The 25,348-nt window shown below is 65.0% G+C and carries 20 protein-coding genes; 7 read left to right on the forward strand and 13 right to left on the reverse strand.

Annotation, left to right across the window (positions count from 1 at the left end; all coding sequences use genetic code 11):
• Nucleotides 1–79: 79 nt before the first annotated feature.
• Entirely contained in the window at nt 80–1,384 is a 1,305-nt protein-coding gene (locus AAG591_RS04295) for an ammonium transporter (protein WP_342529755.1), read from the forward strand.
• On the opposite strand, the gene AAG591_RS04300 is transcribed toward AAG591_RS04295, so the two are convergent.
• The 6 genes from AAG591_RS04300 to AAG591_RS04325 all read right to left on the reverse strand — a co-directional run bounded on the left by AAG591_RS04300 (nt 1,381) and on the right by AAG591_RS04325 (nt 9,039).
• Nucleotides 1,381–2,118 (reverse strand): alpha/beta fold hydrolase, encoded by a 738-nt coding sequence (locus AAG591_RS04300; protein WP_342529756.1) that lies wholly within the window; start codon nt 2,116–2,118, stop codon nt 1,381–1,383. The genes AAG591_RS04295 and AAG591_RS04300 overlap by 4 nt on opposite strands.
• Before the next feature lie 5 nt (nt 2,119–2,123).
• Nucleotides 2,124–3,530, reverse strand: a complete 1,407-nt coding sequence (locus AAG591_RS04305) for an NAD(P)H-dependent flavin oxidoreductase (RefSeq protein WP_342529757.1) — start codon at nt 3,528–3,530, stop codon at nt 2,124–2,126.
• A 33-nt stretch (nt 3,531–3,563) separates the two neighbouring features.
• Entirely contained in the window at nt 3,564–4,325 is a 762-nt protein-coding gene (locus AAG591_RS04310; protein WP_342529758.1) for a class I SAM-dependent methyltransferase, read from the reverse strand.
• 52 nt (nt 4,326–4,377) lie between these two features.
• Entirely contained in the window at nt 4,378–5,505 is a 1,128-nt protein-coding gene (gene prfB, locus AAG591_RS04315; protein ID WP_342529759.1) for a peptide chain release factor 2, read from the reverse strand.
• A gap of 98 nt (nt 5,506–5,603) precedes the next feature.
• A complete protein-coding gene (locus AAG591_RS04320) occupies nt 5,604–8,096 on the reverse strand; it encodes a penicillin-binding protein 1A (protein ID WP_342529760.1) in 2,493 nt (830 codons plus the stop codon).
• Between the two features lie 67 nt (nt 8,097–8,163).
• Nucleotides 8,164–9,039: an N-acetylmuramoyl-L-alanine amidase family protein gene (locus tag AAG591_RS04325; RefSeq protein ID WP_342529761.1), complete on the reverse strand. Its 876-nt coding sequence runs from the start codon at nt 9,037–9,039 to the stop codon at nt 8,164–8,166.
• 474 nt (nt 9,040–9,513) lie between these two features.
• Between AAG591_RS04325 and AAG591_RS04330 the strand changes: the two genes are divergently transcribed.
• Nucleotides 9,514–12,375 carry an Rne/Rng family ribonuclease gene (locus AAG591_RS04330; RefSeq protein WP_342529762.1) on the forward strand — a complete coding sequence of 954 codons (2,862 nt, stop codon included), beginning with the start codon at nt 9,514–9,516 and terminating at the stop codon, nt 12,373–12,375.
• A 40-nt stretch (nt 12,376–12,415) separates the two neighbouring features.
• The gene (locus AAG591_RS04335; RefSeq protein WP_342529763.1) at nt 12,416–13,312 is read left to right on the forward strand and encodes a haloalkane dehalogenase; all 897 of its coding nucleotides are present in this window, start codon (nt 12,416–12,418) and stop codon (nt 13,310–13,312) included.
• A 148-nt stretch (nt 13,313–13,460) separates the two neighbouring features.
• Here the strand turns inward: AAG591_RS04335 and AAG591_RS04340 are convergent, their stop codons facing one another.
• Nucleotides 13,461–14,195 (reverse strand): SDR family NAD(P)-dependent oxidoreductase, encoded by a 735-nt coding sequence (locus AAG591_RS04340; protein WP_342529764.1) that lies wholly within the window; start codon nt 14,193–14,195, stop codon nt 13,461–13,463.
• A 170-nt stretch (nt 14,196–14,365) separates the two neighbouring features.
• Here AAG591_RS04340 and AAG591_RS04345 point away from each other — a divergent pair, with 170 nt between their 5' ends.
• From AAG591_RS04345 to AAG591_RS04360, 4 genes are all read left to right on the forward strand, one after another.
• The gene (locus AAG591_RS04345) at nt 14,366–15,151 is read left to right on the forward strand and encodes a succinate dehydrogenase iron-sulfur subunit (RefSeq protein WP_342529765.1); all 786 of its coding nucleotides are present in this window, start codon (nt 14,366–14,368) and stop codon (nt 15,149–15,151) included.
• A 19-nt stretch (nt 15,152–15,170) separates the two neighbouring features.
• Entirely contained in the window at nt 15,171–15,647 is a 477-nt protein-coding gene (locus AAG591_RS04350; protein ID WP_342529766.1) for a PaaI family thioesterase, read from the forward strand.
• A gap of 1 nt (nt 15,648) precedes the next feature.
• Complete coding sequence (gene zapE, locus AAG591_RS04355; protein ID WP_342529767.1) at nt 15,649–16,764, forward strand: cell division protein ZapE; 1,116 nt, start codon at nt 15,649–15,651, stop codon at nt 16,762–16,764.
• 170 nt (nt 16,765–16,934) lie between these two features.
• On the forward strand, nt 16,935–17,633 hold the full coding sequence (locus AAG591_RS04360; protein ID WP_342529768.1) for a pirin family protein: 699 nt from the start codon (nt 16,935–16,937) through the stop codon (nt 17,631–17,633).
• Nucleotides 17,634–17,637: 4 nt separating this feature from the next.
• Here AAG591_RS04360 and AAG591_RS04365 read toward each other — a convergent pair whose 3' ends face one another.
• The 6 genes from AAG591_RS04365 to AAG591_RS04390 all read right to left on the reverse strand — a co-directional run bounded on the left by AAG591_RS04365 (nt 17,638) and on the right by AAG591_RS04390 (nt 25,348).
• Complete coding sequence (locus AAG591_RS04365; RefSeq protein ID WP_342529769.1) at nt 17,638–18,567, reverse strand: crotonase/enoyl-CoA hydratase family protein; 930 nt, start codon at nt 18,565–18,567, stop codon at nt 17,638–17,640.
• A 134-nt stretch (nt 18,568–18,701) separates the two neighbouring features.
• The gene (locus tag AAG591_RS04370) at nt 18,702–20,597 is read right to left on the reverse strand and encodes an XrtA/PEP-CTERM system amidotransferase (RefSeq protein WP_342529770.1); all 1,896 of its coding nucleotides are present in this window, start codon (nt 20,595–20,597) and stop codon (nt 18,702–18,704) included.
• A gap of 9 nt (nt 20,598–20,606) precedes the next feature.
• Nucleotides 20,607–22,160, reverse strand: a complete 1,554-nt coding sequence (xrtA, locus tag AAG591_RS04375) for an exosortase A (protein ID WP_342529771.1) — start codon at nt 22,158–22,160, stop codon at nt 20,607–20,609.
• The gene (locus AAG591_RS04380) at nt 22,150–23,373 is read right to left on the reverse strand and encodes a TIGR03087 family PEP-CTERM/XrtA system glycosyltransferase (protein ID WP_342529772.1); all 1,224 of its coding nucleotides are present in this window, start codon (nt 23,371–23,373) and stop codon (nt 22,150–22,152) included. Before AAG591_RS04380 ends, xrtA begins: the two co-directional genes overlap by 11 nt.
• A complete protein-coding gene (locus tag AAG591_RS04385) occupies nt 23,373–24,449 on the reverse strand; it encodes a FemAB family XrtA/PEP-CTERM system-associated protein (protein ID WP_342529773.1) in 1,077 nt (358 codons plus the stop codon). Before AAG591_RS04385 ends, AAG591_RS04380 begins: the two co-directional genes overlap by 1 nt.
• On the reverse strand, nt 24,446–25,348 hold the full coding sequence (locus AAG591_RS04390; RefSeq protein ID WP_342529774.1) for an XrtA system polysaccharide deacetylase: 903 nt from the start codon (nt 25,346–25,348) through the stop codon (nt 24,446–24,448). The genes AAG591_RS04385 and AAG591_RS04390 overlap by 4 nt, the downstream gene beginning before the upstream one ends.

Below are 25,348 nucleotides of genomic sequence, written 5' to 3' on the forward strand. Positions count from 1 at the left end.
AAATCGGGCCTATGAGGCTTGTTCTCGACGCGTCGGCGAGCCTTCCGACGCGCCATGCCTGCTTGAGGACGCCTGCCCGATGCCAAGATTCCTGTCGCTCGCGCTGATTCTGTCGGGACTGCTCGCAGTGCCCGCCCATGCGCAGGATGTGGGGGAAATCGTCGTTAACGACACCGGCGATACGGCTTGGTTGCTCGCCGCATCTGCGCTGGTCCTGATGATGTCGCTGCCGGGGCTGGTGCTTCTTTATGCTGGCCGGGGCCGCGCAAAAAACGTGCTCTCCGTCGCGATGCAGATCGGCGCCGTGGCGTGCTTCGTTTCGCTGCTATGGATCGTGACCGGCTACACGCTCGCCTTTGGCGACGTGACCGGCGGCTGGGTCGGCAATGGCCGCGCATGGATGCTGATCGAGCTGACCAACGTCAGGATCGGCACCACGCTTCCCGAAAGCACCTTCGTGCTGTTCCAGATGGGTTTTGCCCTGTTTGCGTCCGCCCTCATGATCGGCGCATGGGCCGGTCGGGCGCGGTTTTCATGGGTGGTGATCTTCTGCGCTGCGTGGAGCGTGGTCGTCTATGCCCCCATCGCCCACTGGGTATGGGGCGGCGGATGGCTCGCGAGCGAATTCGGCACGCTCGATTTCGCCGGCGGCCTGGTGGTGCAGACGAGCGCTGGCGTTTCCGCTCTTGTCGCAACCATCATCATGGGCAACCGCGACGGTTTCCCCGAAACACCCTCACCCCCCCACGCGCCGATCCTTTCGATGGCGGGGGTTGCCCTGCTGTGGGTCGGCTGGTTCGGCTTCAGCGGAGGCTCTGCCCTCGCCGCGACCGACGATGCCTCGACCGCCATCATCAACACCCATGTCGCGGCAGCGACGGCGGCGCTGGTCTGGCTGCTGATAGAGCGGATCGGCAACGGCAAGACCACAAGCATGGGCTGGGCCAGCGGCGCGCTGGCCGGACTGGTCGCGATCACGCCTGCGGCACTCTACATCTCGCCCGGTGCGTCGATCCTGTTCGGTGCGCTGGCCTCGGTCGTGTGCTTCGGCGCTCTCCTCCAGATTCGCAAATGGGGGATCGACGACGCGGCGGGCGTTTTCGCGATCAACGGCGTCGGCGGGATGCTCGGCACGCTGCTACTCGGGTTGTTCGTGTCATCGGCGCTCGGCGGCACCGGCTATGCCCCGGGGATGACCCCACTCGGGCAGCTCGGCGCGCAGGCGGTGGGGATTGCTGCGGTCGCGCTCTGGAGCGCGGTGATGACGGCAATCCTCGCGCTCGGTATCGGCATCGTCGCCCCGATGCGGGTGAAGAAGAAGCGTGAGGCAGCCGGTCTCGATATCACGACCCACGGCGAACGCGGCTGGGATTTCGAACCCTAGAGCGCGGCGACCTCTTCTTCGAGGATCGCGAGGATACGCTCGATAGAGCGGCGGCTGGCGGAGAATTCGAAGTGCCTTTCGCGCACCTCGATCGCCCGGTCGCACTCGCCCTCCTCCCCGCGCGAACACGCGGGCGCAATCACCCCGTCGAGCGGCGACCAGATCGCGATCGTGCGCATAGGCGGCTTCTGGCGCGGGTCGTCGGGCAGCGGCGGATTATCGACCGAGTGGTCGTTGATGGCCTCGTAGAGCCGCCAGGCGTTATTGGCCCGGCGGTCGCCCGAGAATGGCGTGCCGAGCGTCATCACCATCGCGACCTTTTCCGGATGCCGCTGCGCAAGCACGCGGGCGTACAATCCGCCAAGGCTGATCCCGATCACGATCACGGGCCGCCCCTGCTCGCGAAAGACATGATCGAGCTGTGCCTCGGCGCGCGCGAAAACCTCTTCGGTAATGCCGGTAATCAGGCCCAGCCGCGCGGGATAGGTCGGATAGCCGACCGCATTGAGCGTGCGCCGCATCAGCGAGGTGGCGCCGTCGTTCGACAGGATGCCGGGCAGGACCAGCACGGGCGGTCGCGGCCTCTGCGCAAGGCTATCTCCCGCCGATGCAGGCAGCCGGACCCGACGGACCGGGCTCGACCAGATGATCGGCAGGTTGGGGAGTTCGCGCAGCCACGTGCCGAAAGACGGTGCCAGCGAATCGTCGCGTTTTCCGTCTATCGGCTGGGTCACGAGGGTCAGTCTCCGGTCAGGATGCGGTCTACCAGCTGCTTCACGCTGGGCGTGAAGTTGTTGGAATAGAACGGGTCCTGCTTGAACCGATACGCCGCGTGACCTGCAAAGGCGAGGTTTTCGTCCGGATCGCCGCCATGCGCGATGTCCTGCAGGGTCTTCTGGATGCAGAAGCTGCGCGGATCGGCGAGGCGCCCGGTGGTGTGATCGTCGTGATCCTTCCAGCTCGAAAACTGGCAGTGCGACAGGCAACCCATGCAGCCCTGCTGGTCGGCACGGATCTGCTCGGCGCTTTCCGGGGTCACGAAGACGACCGTGTTGTCGGGCGTCTTAAGCGCTTCGGTAAAGCCTTCGTGCATCCACGCCTGCGCTTTGCGCTGATCGCCGGGGTGGACGAAGAAATACTTGGCCTTGCCGTGGTCGGAAAGCGGGATCGTGCCGTCTTCCTCGTCACGCTTGAAGATCGGAATCTGCCGCTCGCTGCGGTGCATCAGATCGTAGAGGAACGGCGTCTTGACCGCGCTGGAATAGAACCCGGTGGGGCTGAACTTGTGCAGCAGCACATCGCCCGGCTCGACCGTGCGGAGCATGTCCTTCCACACCTGCGGGATAGGGCTTTCCTCTGTCAGCAAGGGACGCGTACCGAACTGGAAGGCAATCTTGCCCAGCTCCGGATTGTCGATCCAGTTTTCCCATTCGCGAAGGAACCACACACCGCCGGCCATGACGATGGCGGTGTCTTCCGAGACGCCTTCCTTGCGCATCGTATCGCGCAGCGCCTTTACGCGCGGGTACGGGTCTTCGGGCCTAGTCGGGTCCTCGGCGTTGGAGAGGCCGTTGTGCCCACCTGCCAGCCATGGGTCTTCGTAGACCACCGCCGCCATCAAGTCGGGCACCTTGGAATAGCTGCGCTTCCACAGCGCGCGGAAAGCGCGCGCGGAGGACACGATCGGCAGGTAGTGGACGTTGAAGCGCGCCGCGATCTCGGCCAGCTTGTAGGGCATGCCTGCGCCGCAGGTGACGCCGGTGATCAGGCCCTTGCAGTTTTCCAGCACCCCTTCGAGCACCTGCTGCGCGCCGCCCATTTCCCACAGCACGTTGATGTTGATCGCGCCCTTACCGCCCGCGATCTCGTGCGCGCGCTTCACCTGCTCGGTCGCGCCATCGATGGCATAGCGAACCAGCTGTTCGAACCGCTCCTTGCGCGTCGCCTGCGGATAGACCTGCGGAATCGGATTGCCATCTTCATCGTAGCTGTCGGCGTTGACCGCAGACACGGTGCCGATCCCGCCCGCAGCGGCCCATGCACCCGAACTCAGGTGGTTGGTGGCCGAAACGCCCTTGCCGCCTTCGATCAGCGGCCACACTTCGCGACCACCATATTCGATCGGTCGCAGTCCTTTGAATGCCATGAAATTTCCAATTATCTCAGATCGGGGCGCGCTTTAGCCCCTCGATTTCGCCTCGTCGGCCATTGCCGCGCTGCCTTGCCCTGTACAGGGTACGATGTCGTCTGGGTCGGGCCTTGTAGCGCCGCGACTGAATTGTGCAAAGTATCCAGAAATCTCCGGCGCGTTCTCGATCCGGTCGAGACGATATCCGACGCGTTCGAACTCGCAGGAGAGCAGCGCGGGCGGGATTCCATGGCGGTCCGTCGGGCGATCCATGTCGACCACGATCACCTTCCCGTTCTGCGTGAGCGCGGGCCAGAGACGCCATAGAAACGCGTACGGCTCCTCCACCTCGTGATACATGTGGACTAGCAGTACCCGGTCGAAACTATCTTCGGGCAAGCGCGGATCGTCGGCGGCACCGAACTTGATCGACACGTTGTCGAGCCGGTCCCGCTCAACCCGCCGTCCGAGCCGCTCCAGCGCACCGCGGTCGATATCCTGCGCCAGCACCCGGCCATGCTCGCCCACCCGCTCCGCCAGCCGGACCGTGTAGTACCCTTCGCCCGCACCGATATCGGCCACGGTCATGCCCGGCTCGATATCGGCCGTGTCCATCACCTTCTGGGCCTCGCCCTGGCTGTCGCGCTTGTCTTCTGTAGAAAACTGGTTGGAACCCACTTCGGAAACCGGGCGGTCGGGCTCGGGAAATGCGCGCGCGGTCTCAGGACGCTCGGCAGCATCATCCGCCGGACCGCAGCCTGCCAGCGCAAGCGCCATGCTCATCGCAACAAAGGATGCTACCCGCACTATCATGTCGGCGCACTTAGACGCGACTAGCCGCAAGAGCCAAGCCGCAATCGCCTTGCTATTCGACGTCTTCCACTTCGACCGCTTCGCCCGTCACGCGCTGCGCCAGCGCGGCAGAGATGAACGGGTCGATGGCGCCGTCGAGCACGTCGCCGGGCGCGGTGGAGGTTTCACCGGTGCGCAGGTCCTTCACCAGCTGATAGGGCTGGAGGACATAGCTGCGGATCTGGTGGCCCCAGCCGATCTCGGTTTTCTCGGCATATTCGCCCGACGCCACGGCTTCGCGCTCGGCCATCTCACGCTCGAACAGCCGCGCTTTCAGCATGCTCATCGCGGTCGCGCGGTTCTTGTGCTGACTGCGGTCGTTCTGGCTGGCGACGACGATACCCGTCGGCTGGTGGGTGATGCGAACCGCAGAGTCGGTCGTGTTGACGTGCTGCCCGCCCGCGCCGGACGCGCGGTAGGTGTCGATCTTGAGGTCGCTCTCGTTTATCTCGATCTCGATATCGTCGTCGATCACCGGATAGACCCAGACGGAGCTGAACGAGGTGTGCCGCCGGGCACTGCTGTCATACGGGCTGATCCGCACGAGCCGGTGCACGCCGCTTTCGGTCTTGGCGTAGCCATAGGCATTCTCGCCCTTGATCTGGAGCGTGACCGATTTGATCCCGGCCTGTTCGCCCGCCTGATACTCCACCGTATCGACCTTGAACCCGCGCTTTTCCGCCCAGCGGACATACATCCGCATGAGCATTTCGGCCCAGTCCTGGCTCTCGGTTCCGCCGGCACCTGCGTGCACTTCCAGGTACGCATCATTGGCATCCGCCTCGCCCGAAAGCAGCGCCTGCACCTTGTCCGCATCGGCGCGCGCGGCCAGCTTTCCGAGGCTGGCCAGCCCTTCGTTGACGATGTCGTCATCGCCTTCGGCCTCACCCATTTCGACGAACTCGATCGCGTCGGCCATCTCGGACGAGATCGTATTCACCGTGCCGATCGCGCTTTCGAGCCGCTTCTGCTCGCGCATGATCGATTGCGCCTGCTTGGGATCGTCCCACAGGGTCGGGTCCTCGACCCGCGCGTTAAGCTCGTCGAGTTCGCGCAGCGCACGCTCCCAGTCGAGCGACCGGCGCACGAGCGCCAGCGCGGCTTCGATCCGGTCGATATGGGCCTGCCCTTCGGCACGCATGGTATTCTCTCCAGAAACGGGCGGGCAGCGCTACGGCGGCGTGGCCAGCAAGGCAAGCCGCGATCCGTGTATCGGCCCGGGGGTTGGTGAGGCGGCGGCTAGTAGATGCCGCCCTGTTCCTCGACGAAGCTTTCGGGCGGTTCCTCGCGCTCGGCAGCCTGGTTCATGTTCGCCTGGGCGCGCCGGGCACGCCGGATCAGGTCGAGCAGTTCCTGCCGCTGCGCCGCGATTTCCGACGCGCGAGTCGACCGGGGCGGTTCGGTATCGGGCTTGAACGCCTCCCAGATCACCGCCGCGTTGTCGTCGGTACCGGGCCACTGGTCGTAGACACGGCCGCCGGTGCGGCGATCGATGCGAACCATGCGAACACCCGCGGGCGCGACAGCCGGATTGCTGCGCCAGCGATCGCGCGTTTCCTCGATGAAATCCTTCACGATCGGCGCGGCGACCGTGCCGCCCTGCGCATAGCCGCCCATGTTGCGCGGCCGGTCGAAGCCCAGATAGGTGCCGACCATCAGCTGCTGTGTTCCGCCGACGAACCACACGTCCTTCGGCCCGGTGGTCGTGCCGGTCTTGCCGAACAGGGGCAGCCCCGTCCCGCGCAGCGTCTTTGCCGTACCGCGGGTGATGACGCCTTCGAGGATGTGGGTAATCTGGAAAGCGGTGCGCGGATCGACCGTCTGGCGCCCCATCGGGCCGGGGCGCGGCATCGCCGAGCCATCCCATTCGGACATATTGCACTTCTCGCAATCGCGCTTGTCCGAACGCCAGATCACCTTGCCGCGCCGATCCTGCACATAGTCGATCACGGTGGGATCGTTGTAGCGACCATGATTGGCGAGCGTGGAGAACGCATTGGTCATTTTCTCGACCGTCGTTTCCCCCGCCCCCAGCGCGAACGCGATATAGGGCTTGTAAGAGCCGATCCCGACCCGCTCGTAGGTCTTGATCACGTTGGGCATGCCCGCTTCGTTGGCGATGTTCGCGGTCATCACGTTCTGCGAGTTTTCGAGCCCGTAGCGCAGCGTGTAGGTGCCCGCGCGGCCGCCGCGGATACATTTCTGCCCGTATTGTGCGCCCTGATAGGCGCAGAAGCTGCTGTTATCGATCTGGCTCGCCGGGGTCATGCCCTGATCCAGCCCGGTGGCGTAGACGAACGGCTTGACGGTCGAACCGGGCTGGCGATTGGCCTGCGTGGCACGGTTGAAGCTTTCCAGCCGGCTGTCCCACCCGCCCTGCATCGCCATGATGCGGCCGGTCTGCGGTTCCTCGACTACGATCCCGCCCGACGCCTCGGGAATGACCGCGACCCGCCAGCCATTGCCATCGGGACGCACCGCGATGACGTCGCCCACGCGCAACGAACTGGGCGCGTTGCCCAGTCTGGCACTCTCGCCACCGGAAAATGCGATCTGACCCGACCCGGTGAAAACCGCGACGCGCCAATCCTTGTAATTGATGCCGATGTTTGAGCTGGCGAGCTGGCTGCCGAGATCGCCCTTACTCGGGTCGAGCGTCGCGACCGGGCCGCTCCACCCGCGCCCGCCGTGATAGCGCAGCATCCCCTTGCGCAGCGCGTCGCGCGCCGCCTTCTGGTATTCGAGGTCGAGCGAGGTGCGCACCCACAGCCCGCCTGCATAGACGCTGTTTGGGCCGTCATCGGCGGTTTCGCCGAAGCGGTCGAGCAACTGGCGGCGCACTTCCTCGATAAAGTAGCCCGCGTCGGCATTGCGGATGCTGCTCGCTCCCTTGGTCAGCCCCAGCGGCTTGGCCTTTGCGGCATTGGCCGCTTCGGGTGTCGCCCAGCCGTTTTCGACCATTTTGGAGAGCACCCAGTTGCGCCGCTCGATCGCCATGTCCTCGTACTTCTTGCGGCCATAGCGTTCGGGCGCCTTGGGCAGGATCGCGAGAAACGCCATTTCCTGCAATTCCAGGTCTTCGACATCCTTGTCGAAATAGGCGCGGCTCGCCGCCTGCACGCCGAAACTGCGGCGTCCCAGCGGAATTTCATTGAGGTAAAGCGTCAGGATCTCGGGCTTGGTAAGCGTCTGCTCGATCCGCCGTGCGACGAGGATTTCCCTCACCTTCCGGGTGACCGAGTATTCATCGCTCAAAAGCACGTTCTTGGCGACCTGCTGCGTGATCGTGGAGCCGCCTACCGCGCGCTCGTCCGTCCCCGCCTTGCGGGCGTAGTCGATCACGGCATTCAGCGTGCCCGTGATGTCGACGCCGTTGTGGCTCCAGAAAGTTTCATCCTCGGCCGAAAGAAACGCGTTGATCAGCGGCTTGGGAAAATCGACGAAGTTGAGCTGCACGCGCCTGTCGCGGGCGTAACTGCCGACGATTTCGCCGTCATCTCCCCTCACCACGGTGGGCAGCGGCGTCTCGTAATCCTGCAATGCAGAGGCATCGGGCAGATTGCGGCCGATCAGGAGCCATGCGATCACCAGCAGCAGCAGGAATGCGCCTGCGCCATAGCTGATCCAGCGCACGGCCCAGTTGTCGTGCCAGGTCTGTTTGAACTCGGCAAAGGCATCCTGCGATCCGCGCCGGATACGATAGCTTAGATGGTCTAGTGTGATCTCGGTCATGATGCGCAGCGGCCCTTAGCACGCCTCTTTCGCACACCGCCATAACCAATGGTGAACATCGCCGCGCTCAGCCTCCGCTGGTCGATTGGCGGGCGAAGAAAATGCGGATCGCGCGGGCGAGGAAGGTCGCGAACTCCTCGCGCCCCTCCGCCGACGTCAGGCGGGCCGAATCCTCCGGATTTGTGAGGAAGCCGACTTCGAACAGCACCGCAGGCACGTCGGGCGCGCGCAGCACGGCCAGCGCGGCGGAACGCTGGCTTTGCGAATGGAAGCGATGCACGCCCTTCCCCTCTCGCTCGATCAGGCGGCCGAACTCGCGGCTGGTTTCCTGAACACGCCGCTGCGACAGGTCGACGAGGATGTCGTTGACCGGGTCGCTCTGGTTCTTGACCACTACGCCGTTGAGCAGATCGGCATTGTTTTCGCGGTTGGCGAACCGCGCCGCAGCCTCGCTCGATGCTTCGCGCGAAAGGGTATAGACGCTGGCGCCGTAGGCCTGTTCGGAATCGCCGGCACTGTCCGCATGCAGAGAAATGAACAGGTCCGCGTTCATGCGGCGGGCGATCTCTGGGCGTTCCTGGCGGACGAGGAAGGTATCGTCCTCGCGGGTAAGGGCCACGCGAACACCCCCTTCCGCCACCAGCTTGTCGCGCAGCGCGAGCGCCAGCGCGAGGACAAGGTCTTTCTCCTGACGCCCGCCGGAGACCGCGCCAGGGTCCAACCCTCCATGCCCTGCATCGATCACCACCAGCGGACGCGAATTGTCCGGCGGGCCATAGATCTTGGGAAGGTCGACCGGCTGCCCGGCCTTGGGCAACACCAGCGTGATCACGTAATCGCGGCCCAGATGCGGCACGGGAATGGTCAGCCCGGCAAGGTACACCCCGCCCACCAGCACCACCGGCAGCAGGAAGATTGCGAGAATTTGAAAGAAGCGGCCCATCCCGGATGCTTTGTAAATTGCCGAGGCGCGCCTGCGCAATAGAGTTGCCGCGCTTGTCCCGCGATGCTAGCCCCTTCGGGTCGCGAGGCGCGCACCCTCGTTCAGACGGTTGGATTTTTCCGATCGACACGGGGCGGCAGGCGATCGGGACGACGATATCGACCGCACGGGTTATTCTTCCCGGGCGGTGGCAAGACAAGACAACAGGTTGATGCAACCAATGCGCACCCCCAGCAAATTCGAAACCGCAAGGCCCATTGGCCGTGCGGTCGGGCACGTTGCAGGGGCCACACAAAAGGCAGACGTGCGCCTGGCAGCAGACACATACGCTCCCCGCCAGCCTCTCACCGGGCGGGCGGCGGATTTTCCATCCCGCTCAGGCTCCAAAGCCGGGCGATTTTTCAAGACAGATAACGCGCCCTGCCGCGATGGCCCCACCAGGCTGACGCAGGCGAGGTGCGTGGAGATTACACCATGGCACAGCGCATGCTTATCGATGCGCGCCACACGGAAGAAACCCGTGTGGCCGTTCTCAAGGGCAACCGGATAGAAGAATTCGACTTCGAGTCGGCTGAACACAAACAGATCAAGGGCAATATCTACCTCGCCAAGGTTACGCGGGTAGAGCCGTCGCTGCAGGCGGCGTTCGTCGACTTCGGCGGCAATCGCCACGGGTTCCTGGCGTTCAGCGAAATCCACCCCGACTATTACCAGATTCCCAAGGAAGACCGCGACGCGCTGCTCGCCGAAGAGGCGGAAGCCGCCGAAGAAGAAGAGCGGCTGCGTTCCGAAGAGGAAGAAGCGGGCCACATGCCCGGCGCGGAATACGACGCCGAGGACGAAGAATCCGCCGAAGCGCTGGCCGAAGACCTCGCCGAAGACGGGCTCGAGGAAATCGATACGTCGGAAAAGGATCGTGTCTCCACGATCGAGGAAGGCCAGCTTTCCTCCGACGACGATGATGACGACGACGATTCCGACGAAGAGGAATCGAGCGAAGACAATGGCGGTCGGCGCGGTCGCGGCGGTCGTCGGGGCCGTGGCGGTCCGCGTCGCCAGGGCAAGGGCAATTCGAGCCGCGCCAAGGAAGTCGACGAAGCGCGCGCGCGCCGCCAGGCGCTGCGTCGCCGCTACAAGATTCAGGACGTCATCCAGCGCCGCCAGGTACTGCTGGTGCAGGTCGTCAAGGAAGAGCGCGGCAACAAAGGCGCTGCGCTGACCACCTATCTCAGCCTCGCGGGCCGCTACACCGTGCTGATGCCGAACTCGTCGCACGGCGGCGGGATTTCGCGCAAGATTTCCAGCGCTTCGGACCGCAAGCGCCTGAAGCAGGTCGTCGGCGACCTCAACCTGCCGCGCACGATGGGCCTGATCGTCCGCACCGCCGGGCTCAGCCGCACCAAGACCGAGATCAAGCGCGACTTCGACTATCTTGCCCGGTTGTGGGACGAGATTCGCGAGCGCACGCTGGGCTCCAGCGCGCCCTCGCTGATCCATTCGGACAGCGACCTGATCAAACGCGCGATCCGCGACATTTATAACCGCGAGATCGAAGAGGTCGTGGTCGAGGGTGAGGAAGGGTACAAGTCCGCCCGCGCCTTCATGAAATTGCTGATGCCCAGCCATGCGCGCCGGGTGAAAGCCTATTCCGATCCGGTGCCACTGTTCCAGCGCTACGGCGCGGAAGATCAGCTGCGCGCGATGTACGAACCGGTTGTGCAGCTCAAATCGGGCGGCTACCTCGTCATCAACCCGACCGAAGCGCTCGTGTCGATCGACATCAACTCGGGCCGCTCCACCAAGGAGCACGGGATCGAGCAGACGGCGGTCGCCACCAACCTCGAAGCGGCAAAGGAAATCGCCCGCCAGCTGCGCCTGCGCGACATGGCCGGCCTGGTCGTGATCGACTTCATCGACATGGAGTACAACTCCAACATCCGGAAGGTCGAGCGCGCGATGAAGGACGCGCTCAAGAACGACCGCGCGCGCATCCAGGTGGGGCGCATTTCGGGCTTCGGCCTGATGGAAATGAGCCGCCAGCGCCTGCGCACAGGCGTGCTGGAAGCGACCACGCGCGAATGCCCGCATTGCGACGGCACGGGCCTCGTCCGCACGGCCAGCTCCGCGGGTCTGTCGGCGCTGCGCCTGATCGAAGACGAGGCGGCGAAGGGCAAGGGCACGATCATCACGTTGTCGGCCAGCACCGAAGCGGCCGTCTACCTGCTCAACTCCAAGCGCGCCGATCTGGTCGAGATCGAGGAACGCTATGGCGTGAAGGTCGAGATCGTTCCGGAAGGCGAGGACGAAGGCGCCAAGATGACGGTCGCCAGCTCTGGCCCCAAGCCGACCGAGGCACCCCGGTTCGAGCCGATCGTGATCGAAGACGCCGATGACGACATCGAAGACGCAGCGGACAGCGACGAGGACGATGAGCGCGAAGACCGCGACGAGCGCGGCAGCCGTTCCAACGACCGCTCCGATGACGGGACCGACGAAGACGGTCGCCCCAGGAAAAAGCGCAGGCGCCGTCGCGGTGGCCGCGGTCGCAACAAGCGGCGCGAAAACGGCGAAGGCGAGGATTCGAACGACCAGTCCGACGATTCCTCTTCGGACGAGGATCAGCCGAGCAGTGAGTCGGACTCGAACGGCGACGATGGCGACGAGAAGCCGCGCAAGCGTCGCAGTCGCGGTGGTCGCGGTCGCCGCAAGAAGCAGGACGATGCAAACGGCAACGAAGGCCAGGAAGCGGTTTCCGAGCACGTGGTAGAGGACATGGCGGTTGTCGCCGGGCCGGATGATGCGCTCGCGACCGCCGATGCTGCCACAGCCGAGGAAAAGCCCAAGCCAAAGCGCCGTTCGCGCGCCAAAAAGGCCGACGACGCGCCCGCCGAAGCCGAAGAGGCAAAGGCCGACGAGAAGCCGGCTCCCAAGAAGCGCGCTTCGCGGGCCAAGAAGGCCGACACTGCCGAGGCTTCTCCCGCGGACGAGACGGCCGAGGAGAAGCCGAAACCGCGCCGTCGCACCGCCAAGAAGGCCGACGACACCAAGGCGGATGATGGCGATGGAGCAGAGAAGAAGCCCGCCGCGCGTGCGCCGCGCAAGGCTCCGGCCAAGAAGGCGGCGAAGCCTGCTGCCAAGGCTGCTACCCCCAAGGAGCAGCTGAACGACGATATCGCCGTGGTTGCCGGGCCGCAGGATACGCCTGCCGATCCTCAGGCGGCTGCGGAGAAGGCTCCCGCACCCAAGGCAGCGTCGAACGACGGCAGCGCTGGCAGCCAAGGCGACGACGACAAGCCGCGCCGTGGTGGCTGGTGGCAGCGCACCTTCGGGGCGTAACGAACAGCGTGCGGTGGATGTAGAAGGAACTCCAACCAAGATGCCCCTCGTCCACCGCACGCCCGATTCCCGTTTCGCGAACCTGCCCGACTACCCCTTCCAGCCGCGCTATCACCTGCTGCGCGAGGGGCTGCGGATGCACTATATCGACGAAGGCGATGCCGACGCGACGCCCGTGCTGATGATGCATGGCGAACCGAGCTGGAGCTACCTCTATCGCCACATGGTCGGCCCCGTTGTAGAGGCGGGCTACCGCGTGCTCGCACCCGACCTGATCGGGTTCGGCAAGTCGGACAAGCTCACGCGGCAAAGCGAGTATTCCTACGCCCTGCACGTCGCGTGGATGCGCGACTGGGTCGAAACGATGGACCTCAGGAACATCGTGCTCGCCTGCCAGGACTGGGGTTCGCTGATCGGCTTGCGGCTGGTTGCCGAGATGCCCGATCGGTTCGCAGGCGTCGTCTTGTCGAATGGCGGCCTGCCGGCTGGCGACCCCGCGCCAGACGCCTTCAGGAAATGGCGGGCGTTTTCGAAACACAGCCCGATCTTCCCGGTCGGCAAGATCCTGCAAAAGGCGACGGTCCGCACGCTGAGCAAGGCCGAGGTCGGCGCCTACGACGCGCCCTTCCCCAATCGGCAGAGCAAGGCGGGTGCACGCATTTTCCCCTCGCTCGTCCCGCTCGGCGAAAACGAGGCGGTGCCCGACCAGATCAAGGCGTGGGAGGTTCTGGAAACCTTCGCGAAGCCCTTCACCTGCGCCTTTTCGGACAAGGACCCGATCACGCGCGGCGGCGATACCAAGTTCCGCGAAAAGGTGCCGGGTGCGAAGGACAATCCGCTGCACCACACGCTCAGCGGCCATCACTTCATTCAGGAAGACGACCCCGAAGGATTCGCGGCGGTTATCCTCGAAACCGCCAAGCGCGCTGGGGTTTAGAGCAAACTCTCCCCTCCCCTTGGGGAGGGGCCGGGGGTGAGGGTTCGGCGCTCTCGGCATTTGTACGACCAAGCCACGCGCCGTACACCCCCACCCAGCCTCCCCCTCAAGGGGGAGGAGCGGTTTAGTGCGATGTGAGCGGGCCGCTCTAAAACTCCACCCGCTCCCCCGCCCAATCGAACATGTTGCCGCTATCCTCCGGCGTCAGCCTATCGAGCACCCGAAGCAGGTTGCGCGCAGCCTCGGCAGGCGCGGTCAGCTGACCTTCGGGCAGGTTTGCCTGAAACGGCTGGGACAGCGCAGTATCGACCGTCCCCGGATGCAGTGCGACACACACCGCCTGCTTGTGCGTACGGCTCAGTTCGATCGCGTAGTTGCGCACCAGCATGTTGAGCGCCGCCTTGCTCGCCCGGTACGAATGCCAGCCACCGATCCGGTTGTCCGAAATCGAGCCGACCCGTGCCGAGAGGGCAGCGAACACCGCGCGCCGATCGCGCGGCAGCAGTGGCAGGAAATGCTTGGCGATCAGCGCGGGGCCGATGGTGTTGAGGTGCAGGACGCGCGCCATCGCCTCGCTTTCGACCTGCTTGTAACTGCGCTCGGGGCCCGCCCGTCCCTCCAGCGACAGCACGCCGCTGGCGACGATCGCGCAATCGAGCGGCATGCTGCCCGTCGCCTGTGCAGCCGCGGCAATCGTGCGCTCGTTATCGAGATCGAACCGCACCCAGATCGCTCCCTTGGGCAATGCGGCCGGCCGGGTGCGCGCTGCCGCGAACACCGTCCCCACGCCGCGCGCCACCAGTTCGGCGACGAGCGCCGAGCCTATTCCCCCGCTCGCGCCGAATACGATCGCCCGGTCAAGCTGCTGTCCTACTTCCGTCATGTCCTTTAAACCCGTGCCCTGCCGTCTTCGCACCGGATGCCCCGGTTGCGTTTTCCTCTTCAGGACACTGTGTCAGGTGTGTCAGGCGAACCGAAAAGACAGGCTTTAGTGCCCTTGCACCTTCCGCCGCAGGCGCTAGGTGAGACCCAAGCAGAATTCAGGACCTTCCTATGGCGACTTTCACCCTCCCCAAGAATTCCAAGATCCGCGACAAGGGCGAGGTTCACACCGCGCCGGAGGGTTCCGGCCGGGTCAAGAAGTTCAAGATCTACCGCTACAGCCCGGACAGCGGCGAAAACCCGCATTACGACCGGTTCGAGCTCGATCTGGATGCGTGCGGGCCGATGGTCCTCGACGCGCTGTTCAAGATCAAGAACGAGATCGACCCGACGCTGACCTTCCGCCGCTCGTGCCGCGAAGGCATCTGCGGATCGTGTGCGATGAACATCAACGGGTCCAACGCGCTCGCCTGCACCACCGCGATCGAGGATCTGAAAGGCGATATCCGCATCACCCCGCTGCCGCACATGGAAGTGGTCAAGGATCTGGTGCCCGATTTCACGCATTTCTACGCGCAATACGCCAGCATCCGTCCCTGGCTGCAAACCGTCAGCCCGACGCCGAGCGGCAAGGAGCGTTTGCAGAGCCCCGAAGAGCGCGAGAATCTCGACGGGTTGTACGAGTGTATTTTGTGCGCCTGCTGCTCGACCGCGTGCCCCAGCTATTGGTGGAACAGCGACAAGTTCCTCGGCCCGGCGATCCTGTTGCAGGCCTATCGCTGGCTCGCCGACAGCCGCGACGAGATGACCGGCGAGCGGCTCGACCAGCTGGAAGATCCGTACCGGCTGTATCGCTGCCACACGATCATGAACTGCGCGAATGTGTGCCCCAAGGGCCTCAGCCCCGCAAAGGCGATCGCCGAAACCAAGAAGATGATCGCCGAGCGCGCGATCTGATCGCGCGCGCGAACGACCGGTGAGCAGGGCTAGCGAGTACTTCGACTACGAAGAGATTCCGGGGGGCGACGGCTGGTACAGCTGGAACCCGGTCGACCGCACGCGCTTCAACTACGCCATTCTGGGCGAGCTGATCACCCGGCGCGAGGCTGCCCCCGGCGGCGAGGTCTGCCGCCTGCGGATGGTCCCCGAGCATCGCCACACCAATTTGCAGGAAATCATCCACGGCGCGGCGACGCTGGCCCTGATCGACATCGCCCTGTTCGCGGCCGTCCACACACTGGGCAACGGCGAAGCGGGTCCGTCGGTCACGCTGGAGCTGTCGACGCAGTTCGTGGGCGCGGGCAAACCCGAACACCCCCTCGACGCCGTGACCGAAATCGTGCGCGAGACCGGACGCATGGTGTTCCTGCGTGGCCAGGTGGTTCAAGAAGATCACATGGTCGCGAGCTTCTCGGGCATTGTGCGCAAGCTTTCCTCACGAGGCGGCGCCTGACTTGACCGGCGTGCTCGAACGGTACGAGGCTCTGCTTGCCGCAGGCGAACTGCGCGACGACGCCGACCAGCGCGCGGCGGTGGAGCGGCTCGACCGGCTGCAAGCTGAGCTGGAAGCGACCGGCGAGCGCAAGGGCCTGCTAGGCAAGCTCCGCAGTCGCAAGGCGGAGAACCCGCGAGGCCTCTACATGTGGGGCGGCGTCGGGCGCGGCAAATCGATGCTGATGGACCTGTTCTTCGAATGCCTCGATATCGAGCGCAAGCGGCGGGTCCACTTCCATGCCTTCATGCTCGAAGTCGACGCGATGATCGCACAAGAGCGCGAGAAGAAGACCGAAGGCCCGGTGCGGCGGGTGGCCGAGCGGATCGCGCAGGACGTCCGCTGCCTCGCGTTCGACGAGATGGTGGTGACCAATACCGCCGACGCCGCGATCATGGCGCGGCTGTTCACTCCTCTGATCGAGCAGCACAAGGTGACCATCGTCACCACCAGCAATCGCCCGCCGCACGATCTTTACAAGGACGGGCTCAACCGCTCGCTGTTCGTGCCCTTCATCGAACTGGTCGAGCGCGAACTGGACACGCTCTCGCTCAATGGCCCGACCGATTACCGGCTTCATCGTCTTGGCGGTCTCGACAGCTGGCACACGCCGCTGGGCGATGCCGCGACAGCGCAGGTGCGCGAGGCGTTTTTCCGGCTGACCGACTACAATCCCGAGGATGCGGAGCACGTCCCCAGCGGCGAGCTGGACCTTGGCGGCGGTCGCACATTGCATGTGCCCAAGTGCCTGAAAGGCGTCGCCGTGTTCAGTTTCAAGCGGCTGTGCGGAGAGAACCGCGGCTCGGCGGATTACCTCGCGATCGCGCGGGCATTTCACACGGTCATCGTGGTCGGCATTCCCGCGCTCGGTCCGGAGAACCGCAACGAAGCGATCCGTTTCACCAAGCTGATCGACGCGCTGTACGAGCATAAGGTGAAGCTGTTCGCAACGGCCGCCGCCGAACCCGAAGAACTCTATCCGTCAGGCGACGGCAGCTTCGAATTCGAACGTACCGTGAGCCGCCTGCGCGAAATGCAGAGCGCGGATTACATGGCACTGGGGCACGGGCAATCCTGATCCTCCCCGCGCCGGGGAGGTGGCAGCGCTTTGCGCTGACGGAGGGGCACTGCCCGCAAGCCCCTCCACCAGCCTGCGGCTGGTCCCCCTCCCCTTGCAGGGGAGGATTTGCGCACCACATCAGCCTCGTCCCGGCGGACAATCTCTCCCCGCCGATGTGAGATACTCGCATGATCGATATCCGACCCTTCGACACCCTCGGTGCCGCAGACCACGGCTGGCTCGATGCCCGGCACCATTTCAGCTTCGCCAGCTATTACGATCCCGCCCGCATGGGCTGGGGCCGCATCCGCGTGTGGAACGACGACACGATTGCGCCCCAGAGCGGTTTCCCGCCCCACCCGCACGACAACATGGAAATCGTCACCTTCGTGCGGACGGGTGCGATCACGCATGAGGATTCGCTCGGTAACAAGGGCCGCACCGCTGCGGGCGACGTTCAGGTGATGAGCGCAGGGACCGGCATCACCCACGCCGAATACAACGTGGAAGACGAGAAGACGACGCTCTTCCAGATCTGGATCCTGCCCGATAGCCAGGGCGAGGCCCCCGGCTGGGACCAGCGCGAATTTCCCAAGGCGAGCCGCGATGGCGGGTTCGAGATTCTCGCCAGCGGGACACCCGAAGCCGACGGTGCTCTATCCATTAGAGCCGATGCGAAGGTTGCCGCCGCAACGCTGAAAGCCGGGCAAACCGCCGAATGGCGGGCGGCACCGGGCCGTCATCAATACCTGGTCGCGCCGACCGGGCGCATCAAGGTCAACGGCCATGAAGCCGGTCCGCGAGACGGCATTGCCACGAAGGATGAAGGCGTGCTGACAGTCAAGGCGCTGGAAGACGCCGAAGTGGTTCTGGTCGATTCGCGCTGACGCGTCAGGCCGGCTCGACGCTGCGCGCCGACGATGTGCGGCGCTGCTTGTCGGCGAGCCGGCCCATCAGCTTGAGATCGCGCTCTGTCAGTCTGAGCGCGGTATCGGCCCAGATTTCGGTGATGTCGGTCAGCTCGGACAGCGAAAGGTTCCAGTTGCGCTTCGTCGCACGCCGCGATCCGAGCAAGCCTGCATGACGCCGGTCGTTCTTCTGGATGAAGGTCTGCACCGCGTCTTCCGCGGTCCCGTCGGGCACCACGTCATGCACAAGGCCGAGGTCCAGCATCTCGCGGGCGGACAAGGTCTTGCCCGATGTGACCAGCCGTTCCGCCTCGACGGAGCCGAGCTGGCGGCTCAAAAATGCATGCGCGCCCATCCCGGGGAACAGGCCGAACATGATCTCGGGCAGCCCGAAAGTCGCGCTTTCCTCGGCAATGATAAAGTCAAACGAAAGCAGTGCCTCGAGCCCGCCGCCCAGCGCATCGCCCTGCACCATCCCGATGGTGAGCGTCGGCAGACCGAGCGCGTTGATGTTGCGGTGGAGAATACGGCAGCAGCGATGGCCATAATCGACCAGCGCCGAGCGATTGCCCGCGATGATCAGTTCGCGGAACAGCGCGAGGTCGCCGCCGTAGCAGAACACCCCCGGCGCATGGCTGCCAAGCACCAGATAGCGCAGATCGTCGGGGCCGAAACTCGCCTGGATCAAATCCTGCCAACGCTCGAAATCGCACAGCATCGACGGAGTGAAACTCGGGCGGCCCTTAGGCACCATATGCGTCCAAAGCGCCTTGGTATCGCTATCATATTCGACCCGCAGTTCGGACAGTGCGAACAGGGCAGGTCTGATCGCCGGCGCATCCTCGACGAGCATCGGATTCCCCGACTCATCGAGGATGATGTGCTGTTCGAAATTGGTGCTGACCCGGTTCATTGCGACCCCCGTGTTCTTCTTGACGGACGGGCGGAAGCCCGCTGCGCAATGCGAAACTAGACCCGTGCGGGACTCGGCGGCAACGATTTATTTACCATAACCCAAATTTGGATCATTTTTGCGATGGAACGAGTCTAATTGTTGCTCAAAAGACTCACATTTCGCTCCAGCATCAGCAACTGCCACAGTTCGCGAGCGTAATCGCGGCGACCGGCAATATGGTCTTCGGCGAGCCGGGACAGAGCTTTTGGGTCGAACCAGCCAGTGTCGAGCAGAGTTTCGCTGCGCGCTGCGGCACGGGCCGCCTCGCTCAGATCGGTGCGGAACCAGTGCGCGATCGGCAGGACGAACCCCTGCTTGCGTCGATACAGGATGTCGTTCGGCAGGAGGCCTTCCATCGACCGCTTGAGCGCAACCTTCCCCTCCGTCCCACGCACTCTGCTCGCTTGCGGCAGGCCGGCTGCGAATTCCACCAGTCGATGGTCGAGCAGCGGCTCGCGCGCTTCGAGACTGACGGCCATGCTGGTCCGGTCCACCTTGGTCAGGATGTCACCGGGGAGCCAGAACTTGAGATCGGCGTATTGCGCCCGGTCGAGGCCGCGGCGCGCAGGCGCCGACCGCATGAGGTCGATCAAAGGCTGCTCGGCGCGATATCCGCCAAGATCGCGGGTCATCCTTGATGAGAAAATCGCATCGCGGGCCGTCGGCGGCATCACGCACAGGGCATGGGCGTAGGCCTCCTCCCCCGACATCGCGAGCGCCTGGAAGGTCGATTTGGCGCGCAGCGGGCGCGGCGCCCAGTCCGCCTTCGGGTAAAGCGCCGCTAGCGGACCGAAAAGGGCCCTGCGAACCGGTGCCGGCAGGAGATCGCGCGCGCCCTGTTCGGCGGCGTGGAACACGTGCCTGCGATAGCCTGCAAAGGCCTCGTCCGCGCCGTCACCCGAGAGCGCTACCGTGGCATGCTGGCGAGCGAGCGCGCACACCTCTGCAGTAGGCAGGGCCGACGCATCGGCAAAGGGTTCGTCGAACATCGCCGCGATCGCATCGATCCTGTCGAACATGCCGGGATCGACGATCCGTTCGTGGTGTCGGGTGCCAAACTTCCCTGCGATCAGCCGGGCATGCTCGGTCTCGTCGAGCTCGGCCACATCGAAGCCGATCGAGCACGTCGTTATCGGGCGATCGGCCTGCTTCGCCATCAGTGCGACGACGGTGGAGCTGTCCACCCCGCCCGACAGAAAAGCCCCGATCGGAACGTCGCTGACCATGCGCGAGCCGACGGCATCGTTCAGGAGCGCGCGGATAGCTTCACCCTCGTCGGCTTCGGGCATCCGGTGCTGCTGATCGAAGGACACATCGTACCAGCCGACCGGAGACGACGGGCCCTTGCCATGCTCGACAATGCGGTAATGGCCTGCGGGCAGCTTCTCCACGCCCGCAAGGATCGAACGGTGATCGGGCACGTAGCCCCACGCAAAATAGTCCTCGATCGCGAGCGGATCGATCTTACGATCTACCGCAGGATTTGCCAGCAAGCCCTTGAGTTCGGATGCAAATGCGAATGTGCCGTCGCGCAAGGTCGCCGTGAAAAGCGGCTTCACCCCGAACCGGTCCCGCGCAAGGAAAAGGCTGCGCGTGGCTCGGTCGTAGATCGCGAAAGCGAACATGCCGTTGAAGCGTTGCAGGCAATCGGTGCCCCATTGGCGCCAGGCGGCAAGGATCACCTCGGTATCGCCCTGCGTCCTGAAGCGGTACCCCAGCGCCGCCAGCTCGCCGCGCAATTCGCGATAGTTGTAAATCTCTCCGTTGAAGGTGATGACCGCCCGCCCGTCAGCCGAATGCATCGGCTGCGGCGAACCTTCCACGTCGATGATCGAGAGCCTGCGGTGGGCGAGCCCAACGCCATCGTCGCTCCATATCCCCGCCCCGTCGGGCCCGCGGTGGTGCATCGCGTCGCGCATTCGCGTCAGGACCGAAAGGTCGATCGGCGCGCCGGGATCATGGGTTAAAAGGCCAGCAATGCCGCACATTCGCGTGCCCTACCGAGAAAGCGCCGCTGCCACCAGCGCCGCCGGCCCGCCCGACTCGTCGTTGAAGCGACGCAGCAGATCGCCCGCCTGCGCGGTCGATGGCGAGGCTGTGGAGATGATGACCAGCCAGCGCGGCTCGGCGCTGAGCATCAGCCTGTCGCCCAACCCCGCAAGACGAAAGGCAAGCGGATCGGCTGTCGCATTGCCGCGCGCGACATAGCTGGACCATGCAAGCCGCCTTTCGCTACCGAAGGCGAGCAGTTCCTCACCCCTCAGGGGCGACGGTACCGCCACCGCGGTGACGTATCGCCATGCGGTATCGGGGGGGACGGCACCCTCGGCATTCGCCGTCGGATCGGCCTCCCCGACGTATCCGGCGAGATAAAGATCGACCTCCTCGCCCTGCGGGTTGCGATAGATCGCGTGCAAACGTTCGCCCGCCTCCCTTCCGACAGGTTGCCACGCTGGTTTTTGCGGTGTCTCGACCAGCGTCCACCCGCCAATCTCCGGGGCTTCGAGACTTGGCAGAGAAGCCTCGCCCGCGCGCGCAAGCCCTGCCCACAGGCCCACCAGCAGGATCGCTGCGACAAGTATCGGTGCCATCGTACTGGCGCGGGCGTGCCTGGAATCGAGCGCCGCGATCAGCGGATCACGCGCCCATGCGGCGGACGCCACACCCTCCGCCTCCGGATCGCGATCGAACCAGCGCCACCCCAGCGCCATCACCAGCGCGACGACGATGGCGAAGAAGAACCAGCCATAGACGATGTGATCGATCCCGCCGGCCCGCTCTGCACCGACAACCTGCGCAACCGCGACAATCGCCCACGCGCGCACTCCGTTGGCGAGAATCGGGACGATCACGCACAGCGCCATGAAAGCGATCCGGCGGGGCCAGCGGCTCATCCCGACCTTCGCGGCCAGCACGCCGAGCGTGACCATCGCGACCACGAACTGCACGCCTGCGCATGCGGCAGCGACTTCGAACAGCCCCGCCGGAGTGGCGATGAATACGCCGTCGATCGTCGCGTCGATGCCGCTCAGGTGGGTCAGGCCGATGACCATCTCCGCGGTTAGAGCCTGCAGCGGCGGCACGATCTCCTCGCCGAAGGGCACCAGGAAGAACGCAAAGGCGAGCGGAAAGGCTAGCACTGCACCGACCCTCGGCCCCACGATTGCGATCGTCACGCCCTGCAACAGCAGCACCGCAGCGCCTTGCGCCACGATATCGATCGAAGTCAGCGATCCGGCGAGCCAGAGCAGCAACGCACCGATCACGAGCGCCAGCCCCGGCCACCACGCACGCGGGGTCATCCGTGCCAGGACAGTCCGCCGGTTCCAGACAAGCCAGCCGATAATCGGCGGCACGAAGAGGATATGCTGGTAGGCCGAGACGGTCAGCCATTGGTGCCCCATCGCGATCCACTGCGGTGAGGTGAGCAGAAGTGCGGCGAACCCCGCCAGCGCTAGCCAGCCGAGCGAATTTGCCCATGCCGCTGGCAGGCGCTTGAACGCTCCCGCCTTCGACCGACGATCCAGCCCCTGGGCAAGTTCAGGCGGCATCGCGCACCGGATCGGCCAGCGAAGGCCGCAGTAGCTCCCCCAGGCCGGACAGCATCGCAGCCCAGCCCTGATGCTCAAGCACGAAGGCACGTGCCGCCTCGCCCATCGCGCGAGCCTTCGCCCGGTCGTCTATCAGCGCGAGCGCGCGGCCAGCCATCATCCGGTCACCCTCCGCGACAGCGAAATGTACGCCATCCTCGGCGTCGATTCCGGTCGCCGCCTCGGGCGAGAGGAGCACGGGCTTGGCCATCGCCATCGCTTCGAGCACCTTGTTCTGGATACCGCGCGCAATCGTCAGCGGCGCAGCGACGATGTCTGCCTCGGCCAGATAAGGTCGCACATCGGGCACTTCGCCCCACACGGTAACCCCGGCATGCTTGCCAAGCGCCTTCACCGCCGGAGTGGGCGCGCGGCCGACAATGTGGAACTCGGCATCGCGATGCACCTCGCGGATCGCGGGCAGGATACGCTGCGCCATCCGCTCCACCGCGGCGACGTTGGGCGCGTAGTCCATTTGTCCGGTGAACACGATGTTGGGCCCCGGTCCGTAAAGCGTCGGCTCCGCCTTGACCGCATCGGGCGCAAAGAAGTTCGCGTCGATCCCATTGCGCATCACGCGCAGGTCGATCTGGTGCATGTTCGATACGCGGGTGCGGAAAAGGTTCGCCTCGTTCTCGCTGATCAGCAGCGTCGTGTCGGCAGCGCGCGCAAAGCGCTCTTCGGCAGAAGCCAGCAGCCTGCCCTCGCGCGCATGAATCCACGCCTTGGGCCCATGCCCGGCATTGCCATAGGCTTCGAACTTGGCGCTATCGACGTCGCACAGGTCGAGCACGACGCGCCCGGGAAAATGCGGCGGGACATATTGCGCCATCTGGCCCGAGAACACGTAGATTGCATCGATCGGGCGGTAATGGAGCACCTGTGCCACCCATTCGTGCAGGCGATCATTGGCGAAGGCCGCAAGGCTGACGGGCTGACCCTTAGCCATCGCCTCTGCCGCCGCGATCATGTCGCGCTTGCGCGCAGGGACGAGGTGGTGGCTGGCGGCGATGCCCGTGAGAAACTCGTCGCCATAGCCGGAGCGATCGTCGAATGTGCCGACATGCACCGGGCCCAGCCTGGCCAGCGCGCGCAGCACGTGGAACGATCGGATCTTGTCTCCCCGATCGGGCGGGAACGGAACCCTGTGTGCGAGGAACAGCGTTTCGCCCATTATGCGAGCCCCCTTGCGATGATCGGGCCGAGCCGGTTGGCCACCGGAAGCGGCAATGCCTTCCACAGCGCAATCTTGCGCGCGAAGGCATCGCTGGTCGGGTCGACGTCGCGCGCCTCTGCCCCCGGTGCGCTCCACCGCGAATAGGCGAGTGGCTGCGGCTCGAAACCCCAGTTTCTCTTGTAGTGATACGGCCCGCTGCCGGTCTTGGAGCGACCGAAATCGAAGCGCGCACAGGCCATCGCGTCGCGCGCATGGCACATCAGCGCGTAGTACATCCGCTCATTCGCGCGGGCCTCTCGCGCGCGCCACACGCCCCCGCCCCAGAACGGATAGGCCGTGCCTTGGTGGTAAAGCGTCAGCACGCTGGCGAGCGGTTGGTCACCTTCCCAAACAGTCAGGATATCGGCGCGCTCGTGGAAGTTGCGCAGCACTGCATCGAACAGGCTGCGCGGAAATACCGGCGTGCCGAGATTGTGCACGCTCGCCGCATAGCAGGCGTAGTGCGCCTCGCGGTCGCGCTCTGCGACTCCGACGGTGACCGTAAGCGGGTTCTTCAGGCTCCTGCGGACCTCGGCGCGCTGCTTGCGCGGTATCGCGAGCAGTTGCGCTTCGTCGTCAGCGGCCAGATCGGTGACGAAACCGCAATGCTTGCCAGTGACCACTTCCCAACCGCCAGGCGTTGCGCCGCCGCGCAGTTCGACCTCGGCACAGGAATGGCGCACGGCAAGCTCGCACGCTGCATCCGCAAGACGCTGCGCCACATGCGGTTCGCTCGCGATCGGCCCGCCATCGACGGCAAAGCCACTCGAAACCAGCGCGCGCCCGAACAGAGGTGAATGAACCAGCGTCAGCGGCAGCCATCCGATGATCTGCCCTGCCCGCTCTGCGACAAGCCCGCACGCACGCTGACCCGTTCCGCGTTCGATCGCGACCAGCCATTCGGGCAGATGGAACGGGCTCCCGTACCGATCTTCGACGAAAGCGGCGATGCGGTCCGACAGCGCGTCATCATGCAAATCGGCGTGCGAGATAATGGTCGCATCCGCGCGCTCGGGAGCAAAGGGCGCGTTCATGCCGCTTCCCTTTCGCGTTCGGGGGTCCCGGCAGCGACAATCTCGTCCATCCTGCCCCACGCGAAGTCGCGCAGCAGGCGTTCGAGCTTGCCCTCCATCGCCGCCAGCTTTGTGTAGTGCCGCAGGCGCGAGCGCAGCGGCGCATTGTCCACGCGCGGCTGGCCGGGGTCGATTTCCCACGGGTGGAAATAGAACACCGCCGGGCGGCCCTCTTCGCGGTTCACCTGCGAAATGGCCCAGTGCGAGAATGCATAAGGCAGCGTGCGGAAGAATCCGCCGCCGCCAGCCGCCAGCCTGCGCTGGCCAAGCATCGCGGTCGTCACCGGCATTTCGACCAGATTTGCCCCCGCCACCGGACGGAAGGCAAAGCGTGGTGCTTCGCGCCAGCCGTAATGATCATGCGCGATGGGCGCGACGCTGGACGAATAGGCATAGCCCTGCACGGCGAGCTCCTCGTGCGCCCACGGCGTGCGCGCATCGATGGAGAAGCTGGGCGCGCGGTAGCCGGTCACTTTGGTGCCGCCGATGTCCTCCAGAATGCCGCGCGACCGCTTCAGGTCTTCGGCGAATTCGGACGGTGCAAAGGTAAACACGCGCTGGTGATCGTAGCCGTGGCTGGCGAGTTCGTGCCCGGCAGCGACGATCGCGCGGATCGCCTGCGGCACGCGTTCGGCCACCCAGCCGAGCGTAAAGAACGTCGCCTTCACCCCCGCGCGTTCGAACAGCGCGAGGATAGCGTCTACATTCCGCGCGACCCGCAACTCGCAGCCATCCCAGTCGCCGCGCTTGATGGTGGTCTCGAAGGCGCCGACCTGAAACCAGTCTTCTACGTCGACCGACAGGCCGTTGACGACCTTCGGTGCGGGCGGATGAGGCTGGTGGTCAGGCGCGAGGTCCAT

The organism is Citromicrobium bathyomarinum (assembly GCF_038594485.1).
GTDB lineage: Bacteria > Pseudomonadota > Alphaproteobacteria > Sphingomonadales > Sphingomonadaceae > Alteriqipengyuania > Alteriqipengyuania bathyomarina_A.

Excerpts from the sequence above, each read along its gene's own strand:
- AAG591_RS04380 (WP_342529772.1), bottom strand. The coding sequence starts at position 23,373 with ATGGGCGAAACGCTGTTCCTCGCACACAGGGTTCCGTTCCCGCCCGAT.
- AAG591_RS04330 (WP_342529762.1), top strand. The coding sequence starts at position 9,514 with ATGGCACAGCGCATGCTTATCGATGCGCGCCACACGGAAGAAACCCGT.
- AAG591_RS04320 (WP_342529760.1), bottom strand. The coding sequence starts at position 8,096 with ATGACCGAGATCACACTAGACCATCTAAGCTATCGTATCCGGCGCGGA.
- AAG591_RS04295 (WP_342529755.1), top strand. The coding sequence starts at position 80 with ATGCCAAGATTCCTGTCGCTCGCGCTGATTCTGTCGGGACTGCTCGCA.
- xrtA (WP_342529771.1), bottom strand. The coding sequence starts at position 22,160 with ATGCCGCCTGAACTTGCCCAGGGGCTGGATCGTCGGTCGAAGGCGGGA.
- AAG591_RS04310 (WP_342529758.1), bottom strand. The coding sequence starts at position 4,325 with ATGATAGTGCGGGTAGCATCCTTTGTTGCGATGAGCATGGCGCTTGCG.
- AAG591_RS04305 (WP_342529757.1), bottom strand. The coding sequence starts at position 3,530 with ATGGCATTCAAAGGACTGCGACCGATCGAATATGGTGGTCGCGAAGTG.
- AAG591_RS04365 (WP_342529769.1), bottom strand. The coding sequence starts at position 18,567 with ATGAACCGGGTCAGCACCAATTTCGAACAGCACATCATCCTCGATGAG.
- AAG591_RS04345 (WP_342529765.1), top strand. The coding sequence starts at position 14,366 with ATGGCGACTTTCACCCTCCCCAAGAATTCCAAGATCCGCGACAAGGGC.
- AAG591_RS04360 (WP_342529768.1), top strand. The coding sequence starts at position 16,935 with ATGATCGATATCCGACCCTTCGACACCCTCGGTGCCGCAGACCACGGC.
- prfB (WP_342529759.1), bottom strand. The coding sequence starts at position 5,505 with ATGCGTGCCGAAGGGCAGGCCCATATCGACCGGATCGAAGCCGCGCTG.
- AAG591_RS04385 (WP_342529773.1), bottom strand. The coding sequence starts at position 24,449 with ATGAACGCGCCCTTTGCTCCCGAGCGCGCGGATGCGACCATTATCTCG.
- AAG591_RS04325 (WP_342529761.1), bottom strand. The coding sequence starts at position 9,039 with ATGGGCCGCTTCTTTCAAATTCTCGCAATCTTCCTGCTGCCGGTGGTG.
- AAG591_RS04335 (WP_342529763.1), top strand. The coding sequence starts at position 12,416 with ATGCCCCTCGTCCACCGCACGCCCGATTCCCGTTTCGCGAACCTGCCC.
- AAG591_RS04390 (WP_342529774.1), bottom strand. The coding sequence starts at position 25,348 with ATGGACCTCGCGCCTGACCACCAGCCTCATCCGCCCGCACCGAAGGTC.
- AAG591_RS04370 (WP_342529770.1), bottom strand. The coding sequence starts at position 20,597 with ATGTGCGGCATTGCTGGCCTTTTAACCCATGATCCCGGCGCGCCGATC.
- AAG591_RS04340 (WP_342529764.1), bottom strand. The coding sequence starts at position 14,195 with ATGACGGAAGTAGGACAGCAGCTTGACCGGGCGATCGTATTCGGCGCG.